This is a genomic window from Streptomyces sp. NBC_00727 (genome assembly GCF_045161745.1).
Taxonomy (GTDB): Bacteria; Actinomycetota; Actinomycetes; order Streptomycetales; family Streptomycetaceae; genus Streptomyces.
Window position 1 is genome coordinate 2,079,865 of the sequence record NZ_CP108981.1, and the last position, 12,522, is coordinate 2,092,386.

9 protein-coding genes, 2 tRNA genes and 1 pseudogene are annotated in these 12,522 nt (G+C 72.6%); 1 reads left to right on the plus strand and 11 read right to left on the minus strand.

Annotated features, from left to right (window positions below):
• Positions 1 to 16 precede the first annotated feature (16 nt).
• The 8 genes and pseudogenes from OG242_RS09300 to OG242_RS09335 all read right to left on the minus strand — a co-directional run.
• Positions 17 to 1,906, minus strand: a pseudogene (locus OG242_RS09300) (ComEC/Rec2 family competence protein); the annotation flags it as partial.
• Complete coding sequence (locus tag OG242_RS09305) at positions 1,903 to 2,637, minus strand: helix-hairpin-helix domain-containing protein (RefSeq protein WP_405897695.1); 735 nt, start codon at positions 2,635 to 2,637, stop codon at positions 1,903 to 1,905. The pseudogene OG242_RS09300 and the gene OG242_RS09305, both read right to left, overlap by 4 nt.
• Before the next feature lie 428 nt (positions 2,638 to 3,065).
• Complete coding sequence (locus OG242_RS09310; protein WP_405897696.1) at positions 3,066 to 3,911, minus strand: DegV family protein; 846 nt, start codon at positions 3,909 to 3,911, stop codon at positions 3,066 to 3,068.
• Between the two features lie 156 nt (positions 3,912 to 4,067).
• A complete protein-coding gene (locus tag OG242_RS09315) occupies positions 4,068 to 4,778 on the minus strand; it encodes a hypothetical protein (RefSeq protein ID WP_405897697.1) in 711 nt (236 codons plus the stop codon).
• 149 nt (positions 4,779 to 4,927) lie between these two features.
• Positions 4,928 to 7,801 (minus strand): leucine--tRNA ligase, encoded by a 2,874-nt coding sequence (gene leuS, locus OG242_RS09320; protein ID WP_405897698.1) that lies wholly within the window; start codon positions 7,799 to 7,801, stop codon positions 4,928 to 4,930.
• A gap of 291 nt (positions 7,802 to 8,092) precedes the next feature.
• A tRNA-Ala gene (locus tag OG242_RS09325) sits at positions 8,093 to 8,165 on the minus strand.
• A gap of 114 nt (positions 8,166 to 8,279) precedes the next feature.
• Positions 8,280 to 8,513, minus strand: a complete 234-nt coding sequence (locus OG242_RS09330; RefSeq protein ID WP_018103228.1) for a hypothetical protein — start codon at positions 8,511 to 8,513, stop codon at positions 8,280 to 8,282.
• Between the two features lie 133 nt (positions 8,514 to 8,646).
• Positions 8,647 to 10,119, minus strand: coding sequence for an MFS transporter (locus OG242_RS09335; RefSeq protein WP_405897699.1), 1,473 nt, complete (start codon positions 10,117 to 10,119; stop codon positions 8,647 to 8,649).
• Between the two features lie 102 nt (positions 10,120 to 10,221).
• Here OG242_RS09335 and OG242_RS09340 point away from each other — a divergent pair, with 102 nt between their 5' ends.
• A complete protein-coding gene (locus tag OG242_RS09340) occupies positions 10,222 to 11,115 on the plus strand; it encodes a helix-turn-helix transcriptional regulator (protein ID WP_405897700.1) in 894 nt (297 codons plus the stop codon).
• Positions 11,116 to 11,164: 49 nt separating this feature from the next.
• Here the strand turns inward: OG242_RS09340 and OG242_RS09345 are convergent.
• The 3 genes from OG242_RS09345 to rsfS form a co-directional block, all read right to left on the minus strand.
• A tRNA-Ala gene (locus OG242_RS09345) sits at positions 11,165 to 11,237 on the minus strand.
• 117 nt (positions 11,238 to 11,354) lie between these two features.
• The gene (locus OG242_RS09350; protein ID WP_405901562.1) at positions 11,355 to 12,008 is read right to left on the minus strand and encodes a histidine phosphatase family protein; all 654 of its coding nucleotides are present in this window, start codon (positions 12,006 to 12,008) and stop codon (positions 11,355 to 11,357) included.
• Entirely contained in the window at positions 12,005 to 12,436 is a 432-nt protein-coding gene (gene rsfS, locus OG242_RS09355; protein WP_405897701.1) for a ribosome silencing factor, read from the minus strand. Before rsfS ends, OG242_RS09350 begins: the two co-directional genes overlap by 4 nt.
• Between the last annotated feature and the right edge of the window lie 86 nt (positions 12,437 to 12,522).

The window sequence follows — 12,522 nt, forward strand, 5'->3', positions numbered from 1 at the left end:
AAACAGGGAAGTCGGTGCACATCGCGAACGCCCAGCCGGGCGGCGGCCACCCGGTCAGTACCCGCGTCAGCGGGGCCGGCCGGAGCACGGCGAGCACCAGGAGCAGCGCGGCGGCCGAGCAGACCCAGGGGCGGCGGCCCAGCCATCGGACGACCGGCACCAGACCCAGGGTCAGGACGGCCAGCAGCGCCGCCCCGGACAGGCCGCCGGGCCAGTCGGCCTCCGCCCCGGGGAACGCCGCCCCGGTCCTGGCCACCGAGGCGATCCACCCGGCCGGCCATCCCGCGAGCCGGGCGAGCAGCCCGGCCACCGGCATCGCCACCGGCGCCAGGGCCAGCGCGGCGAACCCGAGGACCGTGGCCGGCGCCACGGCGCACTCGGCGAGCAGATTGCACGGGACCGCCACCAGACTCACCCGGGAGGCGAGGAGCACCACGACCGGGGAGCACACCGCCTGCGCGGCGGCCGCGGCGGCCAGCGCCTCCGCCAGGCGCGGCGGCACCCGATGCCGGCGCAGCGCCTCGCTCCATCTGGGGGCGAGGGTGAGCAGGGCGCCGGTGGCCAGCACCGACAGGACGAAGCCGTAACTGCGCGCCAGCCACGGGTCGTACAGCACCAGCAGCAGCACGGCGGCACACAGCGCGGGGATCAGCGTCCGGCGCCGCCCGGTGCCGATGGCGAGCAGCGTGATCAGCCCGCACGCGGCGGCCCGCAGCACACTCGGCTCGGGTCGGCAGACCAGGACGAAGGCGAGCGTGAGCCCGCCGCCGAGCAGCGCGGTCGTCCGCAACGAGATCCCGAGCCTGGGCGCCAGACCCCCGCGTTCGGCGCGCAGTGCCCGGCCGGGCGGCCCGATGAGCAGAACGAGAAGAATGCCCAAATTCGATCCGGATACCGCCATCAGGTGAGTGAGGTCGGTCGCCCGGAACGCGTCGTGCAGTTCGGGGGTGACCCGTGACGTGTCGCCGACGACCAGACCGGGCAGCAACGCCCGTGCGTCGGGGCCCAGTCCGTCGGTGGCCTCGCGCAGTCCGGCGCGCAGCCGCCCCGCCGTGCGCTGGAGGAGGCTGGGCGGGCCGGTCACCCGGGGCGGGGCCTTGCCGTCGGGCCGCAGCACGGCGGCGAGCCGTTCGCCCTTGTGCAGCGGTGGCGCCAGCCGCCCGCTGATCCGCAGCCGGGTGGAGGGGAGCAGCCGCTGCCAGGAGGCCGTCGCGTCACCCGGCGGGACGATGACCAGCACCGGCGTGCGCAGCCGCACGGCCGTGCCGTCGGGCCGCGTCAGGAGCGTGACCTCCGCGTCCAGGAGCAGGGAGGCGGGCGTGCTGTGGTCGCCGCGCACCCGGGGGAACGTGCGCCGGGCGTCGGAGGTGAGGGTGATCTCCGCCTCGACGCGTGCGAACTGCCGGGCCAGTCCGGGCACCGGGCCCCGGCGTACATCGGCACTGTGCAGCCCGGCGGACGCCGCCCCTGCCGCTGCGCAGAGCAGCACGGCCGCGGCAGCGGTGGCGGGCAGCCGCCGGCGCGCACGGGCCGCACGGGCCGGCCTTCCCTCGCCGGCCCCTCCCCCGACATCGCCCTGTCCTGCCGGGGCGGGAGACCCGTCCCGTCCCGGGGCCGCCCTGCGGGGCCCTCTGAGCCCCGGCACCGACAGGAGGACCATCGCCGTTCCCAGGCACAGCACCACCCCCATCGCCGCCCAGCGCCCGGGAACGCCGACGGCGAACCCCGCACCAGCCCAGGCCGCCGCTGCCGGGGCGAGCAGGCGGAGATCGGCGGGACCTTCCTGGCGGGGGTCGGAGAGGCCCAGGCGCCTGCCCGACGCCGCGTGGACGTCCGGCGCGCTGCCCGACGCCGCGTGGACGTCCGGCGCGCTGCCCGACGCCGCGTGGACGTCCGGCGCGCTCACGGCTGCACCAGCGGGCGCAGATCGGCGAACCGGCGGTCACCGATCCCGTTGACCTCGCGGAGTTCGTCGACGGACCGGAATCCGCCGTGCTGGGTGCGGTAGTCGACGATGTGCTGGGCGAGGACGGGGCCGACGCCCGGCAGGCCCTCCAACTGGTCCGCCGTCGCGGCGTTCAGGCGCACCGGCCCGCCGCCGCCCCCGGCAGCCGCAGGACCGCCTGCGCCCCCGGCCGGGACCGGGGCCGGCGGGGCGCCCACCACGATCTGCTCGCCGTCCACGAGCACCCGGGCCCGGTTGAGCCCCGCCAGGTCCGTCCCGGGCCGCGCCCCGCCCGCCGCCGTCAACGCGTCGTCCACCCGTGACCCGGAGGGCAGCCGGCGCAGCCCCGGGTCCCGCACCTTCCCGCTGACGTCCACCACGATCTGCCCACCGGGCCCCGCGGCAGGCACGGCACCGGGCGACGGCTCGGGCCGATCGTCGTCCTCCGGCTCCGCGTCCGTCTCCGGCCCGGGCGCGTGCACCGCCTCACCGACCACGTCCGGAGCCCGTACGCCCTCGGGCCGGGCGGACCAGAAGTGCATACCGGCGAACACGGCGGCGGCGGCCAGAACCACGACCAGCGCGGCAAGGGTCTTCGGCTCCAGGCCGCACCTGAGCTGCACCCACACCGGCAGCCGCTCCCGCACCGCGAGCACGGCCGCCGCCCACCGCCCCACGGGAGCAGTCGCCACCGGAACAGCGTCGACCACCCCCGTATCCACGGCCCCCGGTGCGTCCGTGACACCGTCCCCGGCTCCCGGTACACCCGAAACCGGAGCCGAGGCCGCGCCCACTCCCCACCGCGCGACCCGTCCCCCATACCCGCCCGCCATGAGCGCATCGGCCCGGCTGCGCGCCGCCGCTGCCGCCGCGGCCGCCTCCGCGCGGCCCGTGGTCCGCCGGCGGCGGCCCGGTCCTGAGCCCGCCGTCCGCCGGACGCGGCCGTCGGAAGCCTGGTCGCGTCCGGGCCCGCTGGTTGCACGATGTGATCGGGAAGCCATGCCTCAGGACGCTAGGCACTCCCGCCAAAGCCCGCTGAGCACATGCGATTTCAGTGGATAACCAACCCGATGTGGATAACTCGGCCACTCCGGAGAGCGACGGGTCGGCGGAGCGGCCGTCAGCGCGGCGAGACCACCGCGCCCAGCAGCCCCGGGCCGGTGTGCGCGCCGATCACCGCGCCCACCTCACTGACGTGCAGGTCCCCCAGCCCGGGCACGCGCTCCCGTAGCCGCTCGGCCAGCCGGTCCGCGCGCTCGGGCGCCGCCAGATGGTGCACCGCGATGTCCACGCACCCGCTGCCCGCGCGTTCGACGACGATCTCCTCCAGCCGGGCGATGGCCTTCGAGGCCGTCCGGACCTTCTCCAGCAGCTCGATCCGGCCGCCGTCCAGCTGGAGCAGGGGCTTGACCGCGAGCGCCGAGCCGAGCAGGGCCTGCGCGGCCCCGATCCGGCCGCCCCGGCGCAGATAGTCCAGGGTGTCGACATAGAAGTACGTGGAGGTGCCCGCCGCACGCTTCTCGGCCGCCGCCACCGCCTCGTCCAGGCCGCCGCCCCTCTCGGCGGTCTCCGCGGCCGACAGAGCGCAGAAGCCGAGGGCCATCGCGACCATCCCCGTGTCCACCACCCGCACCGGCACCGGAGCGTTCTTGGCCGCGAGCACCGCCGCGTCGTAGGTACCGGAGAACTCCGCGGACAGATGGAGGGAGACGATGCCGCTCGCACCGGTCTCCGCGACGGCCCGGTAGGCGGCGGCGAAGACCTCGGGGCTGGGCCGGGACGTCGTCACGGAACGGCGTTTCTGGAGGGCCAGGGCCAGGGAACGGGCCGAGATCTCGGTGCCCTCCTCCAGGGCCTGATCGCCCAGGACCACGGTCAGCGGCACCGCGGTGATGTCGTGCCGCCGCATCGTGTCGGGCGGCAGGTAGGCCGTTGAATCGGTGACGATCGCGACATGGCGGGACATGAGCGGGAGGTTACCCGCAGGGCCGGGGAGTCGGCAGTCCGGCCCCGCGCGAGTGATCAGCCGCGGTCGCTTCGCACCGCATCCTGCCACCCTCGGTCACCGGTGGTCGCAGCGTTTCTCCCGGCGCGTCACGGCCGGTTCACCCAGGGAGCCCGCTCAGTTGGAGGTCTCCGGCCGGGCCGTCTTCTGCCACAGGCAGGTGGTGCTCTGCCGGGGATCCCGGGCGGTGATGGCCTCCGGTGTGTCCGGCTCCGCACTCCGCTCCCCCGGCGCCCCCGGACCCCGGCCCTGACGCGGGCCCTGGCCCGCCACCAGCTCCTCCGGGCCCGTGGTCCAGTGCCGCAGGGCCCCCGCCTCCACATCGATCTGCGCGTTCAGCGCCGACAGCTCGTCGTCGGCGAACTTGCGGGCCCGGTCCCGGGCGGCCCAGCGCAGCGCATCGGCGGACCGGGTGATCTGTGCGGTGCGCTCCTTCAGGCCGGGAAGCCGCGAGGTCACCGTCGCCTTGTCGGGCTCGCGCTCCAGCGCCTTCAGCTCCGCGTCCAGCTCACGCCCGTACACGCTCAGCCGGTCGAACAGGCCCAGGGACTCGGAGAGCGACGCGTCATCGGCCACGCCCGCCCGCAGCGCTTCCTCAGTGGCCCGCATCGACGTACGCAGCGAGAGGCGCAGCTGGGCCAGTTCGCCGCCGACGCCCAGCTGTCCGTAGCTCTTGGCCCGCAGGGTGGTGTCCTCGACGGTGCGGCGCGCCTGGGTGATCGTGCGGTCCACACCGCGCCGGGCCGCCCCGACGGCCTTGACGGTCGCGTACACGCCCAGGGCCATGAAGACCACGAGCAGCCCCAGGATCAGGAACACGGCTTCCATGAGCGCTCCTCGGATGGTGTGACGGCCTCCGGTACAGGTACACCGGTCCTCTCCACCGTAAACGGAACAGGCAGGTTGGGGGTTCCGACGGAACCCCCAACCTGCCCGTAGGGGAAAGCCCTCACGCGCTCGTGCCGGCGCGTCCGTGACTACGCGGGAACGATGTTCACCAGCTTCGGCGCGCGGACGATCACCTTGCGGATGCCCGCCCCGTCCAGCGCGGCGACGACAGCCGGGTCGGCCAGGGCCAGGGCCTCCAGCTCCACGTCCGTGATCGACGGGGAGATCTCCAGGCGGGCCTTGACCTTGCCCTTGATCTGCACCACGCAGGTCACGGTCTCATCCACGACGTACGCCGGGTCGGCCACCGGGAAGTCCTGGTGCACGACCGACTCCGGGTGGCCCAGCCGGCGCCACAGCTCCTCGGCGATGTGCGGGGCCAGCGGCGCGATCAGCAGCACCAGGGCCTCCGCGACCGGGCGGGACAGCGGGCCGCCCGCCTTGGTCAGGTGGTTGTTCAGCTCGGTGACCTTGGCGATCGCCGTGTTGAACCGCATGCCGGCCATGTCGCCGCCGACGCCGTCGATCGCCTTGTGCAGCGCACGCAGCGTGTCCTCGCCGGGCTCGGCGTCGACGACGGTGACCTCACCGGTCTCCTCGTCGACGACGTTGCGCCACAGCCGCTGCAGCAGCCGGTACTGGCCGACGACCGCGCGCGTGTCCCAGGGCCGCGACACGTCCAGGGGGCCCATGGCCATCTCGTACAGGCGCAGCGTGTCCGCGCCGAACTCGGTGCAGATCTCGTCGGGCGTGACGGCGTTCTTCAGGGACTTGCCCATCTTGCCCAGGACGCGGGAGACCTTCTCGCCCTGGTAGTAGTACGCCCCGTCGCGCTCCTCGACCTCGGCCGCCGGGACCGCGATGCCGCGGCTGTCCCGGTAGACGAACGCCTGGATCATGCCCTGGTTGTACAGCTTGTGGAACGGCTCCGCGGAGGAGACGTGGCCCAGGTCGTGCAGCACCTTCGACCAGAAGCGGGCGTACAGCAGGTGCAGCACGGCGTGTTCGGCGCCGCCCACGTACAGGTCGACGCCGCCGGTCGGCTGCCCCTCGCGCGGGCCCATCCAGTACTCCTCGATGGCCGGGTCGACCAGCTTCTCGGAGTTGTTCGGGTCCAGGTAGCGCAGCTCGTACCAGCAGGAGCCGGCCCAGTTGGGCATGGTGTTGGTCTCGCGGCGGTACTTCTTCGGGCCTGCGCCGTCGCCCAGGTCCAGTGTGACGTTGACCCAGTCGGCGTTGCGCGACAGCGGGGTCTCGGGCTGGGTGTCGGCGTCGTCCGGGTCGAAGGTGCGCGGCGAGTAGTCGTCGACCTCGGGCAGCTCCAGCGGCAGCATCGACTCGGGCAGCGGGTGGGCGATGCCCTCCTCGTCGTACACGATCGGGAAGGGCTCGCCCCAGTAGCGCTGGCGGCTGAACAGCCAGTCGCGCAGCCGGAAGTTGACAGTGCCCTCGCCGACGCCGTGCTCCTTCAGCCACTCGGTGATGCGGGCCTTGGCGTCGGCGACGCCCAGACCGTTCAGCGAGATCTCGTCGTTGGCGGAGTTGACCAGCTTCGCGTCGTACGAGGCGAAGGCGTCCTCCCACGTCGAGGCATCGGTGCCGCGGTCGTCCGACGGCTCGACGACGCAGCGCACCGGCAGCTCGAAGGCGCGCGCGAAGGCGAAGTCGCGGGCGTCGTGCGCGGGTACGGCCATGATCGCACCGGTGCCGTAGCCCATCAGGACGTAGTCGGCGATGAAGACGGGGATCTGCTCGCCGCTGACGGGGTTGGTGGCGTACGCGCCGGTGAAGACGCCCGTCTTGTCCTTGGCCTCGGCCTGCCGCTCGACGTCGGACTTGGACGCGGCCTGCTTGCGGTACGCGGTGACCGCCTCGGCCGGGGAGGCGTGGCCGCCCGTCCAGACCGGGTGGGTGCCCTCGGGCCAGGCGGCGGGGATGATCCGCTCGACCAGTTCGTGCTCGGGCGCCAGCACCATGTAGGTGGCGCCGAACAGGGTGTCCTGGCGGGTGGTGAAGACGGTGACGCTGCCCGCGCCGTCGACCGGGAAGTCGACGCGCGCGCCCTCGGAGCGGCCGATCCAGTTGCGCTGCTGCAGCTTGATGGCCTCGGGCCAGTCCAGCCCGTCCAGGTCGTTCAGCAGCCGGTCGGCGTAGGCCGTGATGCGCATGTTCCACTGGCGCAGCTTGGCCTTGAAGACGGGGAAGTTGCCGCGCTCGGAGCGGCCGTCGGCGGTGACCTCCTCGTTGGCCAGGACGGTGCCCAGGCCGGGCGACCAGTTGACCGGCGCGTCGGAGGCGTAGGCCAGCCGGTACTCGCCCAGGACGTCGGCGCGCTCGGCGGCGCTCAGCGCGCTCCAGTCACGGCCGTCGGGGGTGGCGCGCTCGCCGCTCTCGAACTGGGCGACCAGCTCGTCGATCGGCCGGGCGCGGTCCGCCTCGGTGTCGTACCAGGAATTGAAGATCTGCAGGAAGATCCACTGGGTCCACTTGTAGTACTCGGACTCGATGGTGGCGAACGAGCGGCGCTTGTCGTGGCCCAGGCCCAGCCGGCGCAGCTGCGCCGTCATGTTCTCGATGTTGGCCTCAGTGGAGATCCGCGGATGGGTGCCGGTCTGTACGGCGTACTGCTCCGCGGGCAGGCCGAAGGCGTCGAAGCCCAGGGTGTGCAGGACGTTGTGCCCGGTCATCCGCTGGTGGCGGGCGAAGACGTCGGTGGCGATGTAACCCAGCGGGTGGCCGACGTGCAGTCCCGCACCCGAGGGGTACGGGAACATGTCCATGATGAACTTCTTGGGCTTGGCGGCCAGCTCGGGGTCGCCCGCCAGGTCACCGGTCGGGTTGGGTGCCTCGTACGTGCCCTCGGCGTCCCAGAAGTCCTGCCAGCGTGCCTCGATGTCGGCGGCCATCGCTGCCGTGTAGCGGTGCGGCGCAGCAACGTCGGCTGCGGAATTCGTCTCGCTCATGATCCTCAAAGCTCCATCGATCGTCATCTGCCGGCGCCCACGTCGTACGGACACACGTCCACGGAAACGAAAAATCCCCTCGCACAGGAGGGGACGCCGCGCTGATGCCGACCAGGCATTCTCACCGGTCGGGACTGATCAGCGCGGCTCGCTAAGCAGAAGGCCTACGGCACGCATGGCGTCAGGGTACCGCACAGAGCCGGCCGGCCTCCGGGCGACAGCCGCTGACCGGCCCCCGCACGCAGAACAGCGGGCCATCCGATCCGGATGACCCGCCGTTCCTCTTTATTGTGGAGCTAAGGAGAATTGAACTCCTGACCTCTTGCATGCCATGCAAGCGCTCTACCAACTGAGCTATAGCCCCTCGTTGCGCCGCCCGGTTTCCCTGGCGACATCGAGAACAGTACCGGTCACCCCGGCCGTCCACCAAATCGATTCCGGGCTGACCGGTTTCCGCCGGCCTCGGGAGGGGAAGCGGTCAGGCCGTCGCGAAGGAGTAGAACCGTTTGAGCGTGCAGTGCTCCTCCAGGAGCCGGCCGTAGATCGGCTCCCCCTCCAGCTCGCGGTAGGTCTCGATGGGGTCGCCTTTTATGATCAGCGCCCGCGCGCACTCCTCGCACCAGTACTGGTAGTCCGCGTTGACCGGGTCCATGTCCCTGACGATGGGCGTACCGCTGCCGCACCAGTCGCATTTCCGCCTGTGTGCACCCATGGATCAGCTCCGGCTCCGGCGGAAGGAGGGGGGCTTCGGGACCTCGTGGCGGCTCCCAGGCATCGCGCACACCCTCCCGTTCGGTCCGTCGCTCCCTCCGGCGGTCCGATTCTGCCATGACCCCGCAAGGGGGTCAGCCCGCGCGAGTCACCGCCCGCCGCCGTACGAGCCCCGCGGCGGCGCCCGCGCACGCGACCCCGGCCAGGGCCAGCTCACAGACCCACAGCGCGTGCCCCGAACCCTGCGGCCCCGGGCCACCGAGGCGGTTGAGGTAGAGGGTGCCGATGGCGGCGACGCCGACGACCTGGCCGAGCTGGGTCACGGTCACCAGCACACCGCTGGCGTCGGCGGCGTCCTGGGGCCGTACGTCCGCCAGGGCGCCCGCGAGGTTGGGGCTGAACGCGAGAGCCATACCCGTACCCAGCAGCAGAAAACCCGCGTACAGCATGAGGCCCCCGCCGTCACCGCCCCGCAGCGCCAGCCCGATCAGCGCGTTGCCCACGGCCACCAGCACGAAGCCGCCGGGGACCAGGCCCCTCTGCAGCCGGGCGGGCCACCGCCGCCAGGTCAGCCCGGCCACGCCGAAGGCCACCGCGGTCGGCGCGCACATCAGCCCGGCGCGCAGCGGCGCGTACCCGAGACCGCCCTGGAGGTGCAGGGTCAGCGTGAAGAGGAAGCCCGCGTTGACCGCCATCACCAGCAGGATGCGCACCGACGCCACGGCGATTCCGGGCAACCGGAGCACACGGGGCGCGATCAGGGGCGCACCGCCGCGTGCGGCGAGCCGTGTCTCGTACGCCACGAAGCCGGCGAGGACCACCGCGCTGGCGAGCAGGCAGATCCACGTCCAGTCGGGCCAGCCCAGCTCCTGGCCGAGCACCAGCGGGACGGTCAGCAGGGTGACGCCCAGGGCGAGCACGACCAGGCCCACCGGGTCGAAGCCGCGCGCCCGCGCCTCGCGCCGGGCCTGCCCGGTGCGCGGCTCGCCCGGCAGGACGCGGGCGCCGAGCACCAGCAGGACCAGCCCGATCGGCACGTTGACCAGGAAGACCGGGCGCCAGCCCGCCCCGAACAGGTCGACGCTCACCAGGACCCCGCCCACGACCTGTCCCGCGGCGGCCCCCGTGGCCAGCACGGCGCTGTAGGCGCCGATCGCGCGGACCCGCGCCGCCCCGGTGAAGTGCTGCTGGATCAGGCTGAGCACCTGCGGGATCATCACCGCCGCGCCCGCCCCCTGGATCACCCGGAAGGCGATCAGCTGGCCCGAGCCCGCCGCCAGTCCGCAGGCGAGCGAGGCCGCGGTGAAGACCGCGAGCCCGGCCAGATGCGCGCGGCCGTGGCCGAGCAGGCCGCCGAGCCGTGCGCCGGCGACGAGGAGGACGGCGTACGAGATGGTGTATCCGGCCACCACCAGCTGCAATTGGGCCCCGGAGGCGCCGAGTTCGGTACGGATCGTCGGGGCTGCGACGTTCACGATGAAGATGTCGAGCATGGCCATGAACTGGGCCGTGAGCACCACGGCGAGCAGCCGTGCGGGTGCCTTGTCAGTGGCGGGGGCTTTACTGGTGACGGAGCGTGAGGCCGTCGTCTCGGATGTCGCGGTCATGCGTTCCAGGCTGGTGCCGGGCGCATACGGGTAACGAGAGCCCACTGATGCTGGTACTGGCAGCACCTGGCAACACCCGGGCGCAGCACGGACGATGGGGGCGTGACGACGGTGACGACACAACAGCACACGCGGCGGAAGGGACCGGCGCACGGCAAGCGGCCCGAGCTCGCCGCCTTCCTGCGCAGCCGCCGGGCCCGGGTGACCCCGGCCGACGTGGGCATGCCCCCCGGATTACGCCGCCGCACGCCGGGACTGCGCCGTGAGGAGGTCGCCCAGCTCTCCGGCGTCGGTGTCACCTGGTACACCTGGCTGGAGCAGGGCCGCCCGATCAACGCCTCCTCGCAGGTCCTGGACGCGGTGGCGCGGACGCTCCGGCTGGACCCGCCGGAGCGCGAGCACCTCTACGAGCTGGCCGGGGCCCCCTTCCTGCCGGGCCGGGCGTCCGACGTCTTCGAGGTCGGCGAAGAGATCCAGGGCATCATCGACGCGCTCGATCCGCTGCCTTCGGTCGTCTACAACGCGCGCTACGACGTGCTGGCGACCAATCCGGCCTACCTCGACCTCTTCGGCGTCTCCCCCATGAAGGGGACGCGGGTCCGCAACGCCCTGTGGTCGGTGTTCACGGCCTCGGAGGAGGACTGCCCAATCGTCCACCGCGCCCAGGAGCTGCCCCTGATGGCGGCGACCCTGCGCAGCGGCTACGGCCGCCATGTCGGCGAGCCGGCGTGGGAGACGTTCATCGAGGCACTGTCGGAGGCCAGCCCCTATTTCGCGAAGCTGTGGCTCAGTGGGGACGTCCTTCCGCCGGGACGCCGGGTGAAGACCTTCCAGCACCGCGCGGTGGCCGGGGAGATACGGATGACCTCGGTTTCGCTGACCGTCAACGGGCTGCCGGAGTGCCGGATCGTCACGTACACGGCGGCCGACGAGCAGAGCAGGCAACTGCTCGCGGACCTGCGGACACACCGCCGGGGCCCCGCGGCCTGCACGTGACCGTACATGCGGAAATCCCGCCCCCTGGTGGGGACGGGATTTCCGATTGTGGAGCTAAGGAGAATTGAACTCCTGACCTCTTGCATGCCATGCAAGCGCTCTACCAACTGAGCTATAGCCCCGCTGTCCGCTGCGTTTCCCTGCGCTTGTGCGCTGCGGACAAGAAGAACTTTAGCCTGTGACCAGCCGGAAAGTGAAATCCGGCCCCTGCCGCCCGGGGGCGGCCCGCGGCGGCCGGCTCAGGTGTCGTCGCCGAGCACCGGTTCCGGCAGGGTGCCGGCGTTGTGCTCCAGCAGCCGCCAGCCGCGGGCGCCCTCGCCCAGCACGGACCAGCAGCAGTTGGTCAGCCCGCCGAGCCCTTCCCAGTGGTGCGCCTCCAGGCCCAGCAGCCGGCCGATGGTGGTCCGGATCGTGCCGCCGTGGCTGACGACGACGAGTGTGCCCTCGTCGGGAAGCTTCCCGGCGTGCCCGAGGACCACGGGTGCCGCCCGGTCGGCGACCTCGGTCTCCAGCTCGCCACCGCCGCGCCGCACGGGCTCGCCGCGCTTCCAGGCGGCGTACTGCTCGCCGTACCGCTCCACGATCTCCTCGTGGGTGAGGCCCTGCCAGGCACCCGCGTAGGTTTCCCGCAGGCCCTGGTCGTGCACCACGTCGAGACCGGTGATCGCGGCGAGCTCGGCAGCCGTGGCAGCGGCCCGCCGCAGGTCGGAGGCGACGATGGCGGCCGGCTTCAGCGAGGCGAGCAGCCGCGCGGCCCGACGGGCCTGCGCGACGCCGGTCTCGGTCAGCTCGATGTCCGTGGAGCCCTGGAAACGGCGCTCGAGGTTCCACGCCGTCTGCCCGTGCCGCCAGAGGACGATCCTGCGGCCCCTGCCGCTTCTGCTGCCGTTCAGTTCTGCTCACCTTCCGTGCCGCCGTTGAGCTGCGCGTGCTCGGCGGCCTTGCCGCGGGTCTTCACGGCGTCCTCGGGCAGGTCGATCTCCGGGCAGTCCTTCCACAGGCGCTCCAGCGCGTAGAAGACGCGCTCCTCGCTGTGCTGGACGTGGATGACGATGTCGACGTAGTCGAGGAGGATCCAGCGGGCGTCGCGGTCGCCCTCGCGGCGGACCGGCTTGGCGCCGAGTTCCTTCTGGAGCCGCTCCTCGATCTCGTCGACGATCGACTTGACCTGGCGGTCGTTGGGGGCCGAGGCCAGCAGGAAGGCGTCGGTGATCGACAGCACCTCGCTGACGTCGTAGGCGATGATGTCGTGCGCGAGCCGGTCGGCGGCCGCCTGAGCGGCGGCGTTGATGAGCTCGATGGAGCGGTCAGTGGCGGTCACAAGCAGGCTTTCGTCGTCGGTCGAATAGACCCCTAGGGTCTCACGGCGAACCACCGGCGCACGCAGCCATATTCCAGGGCCGGCCG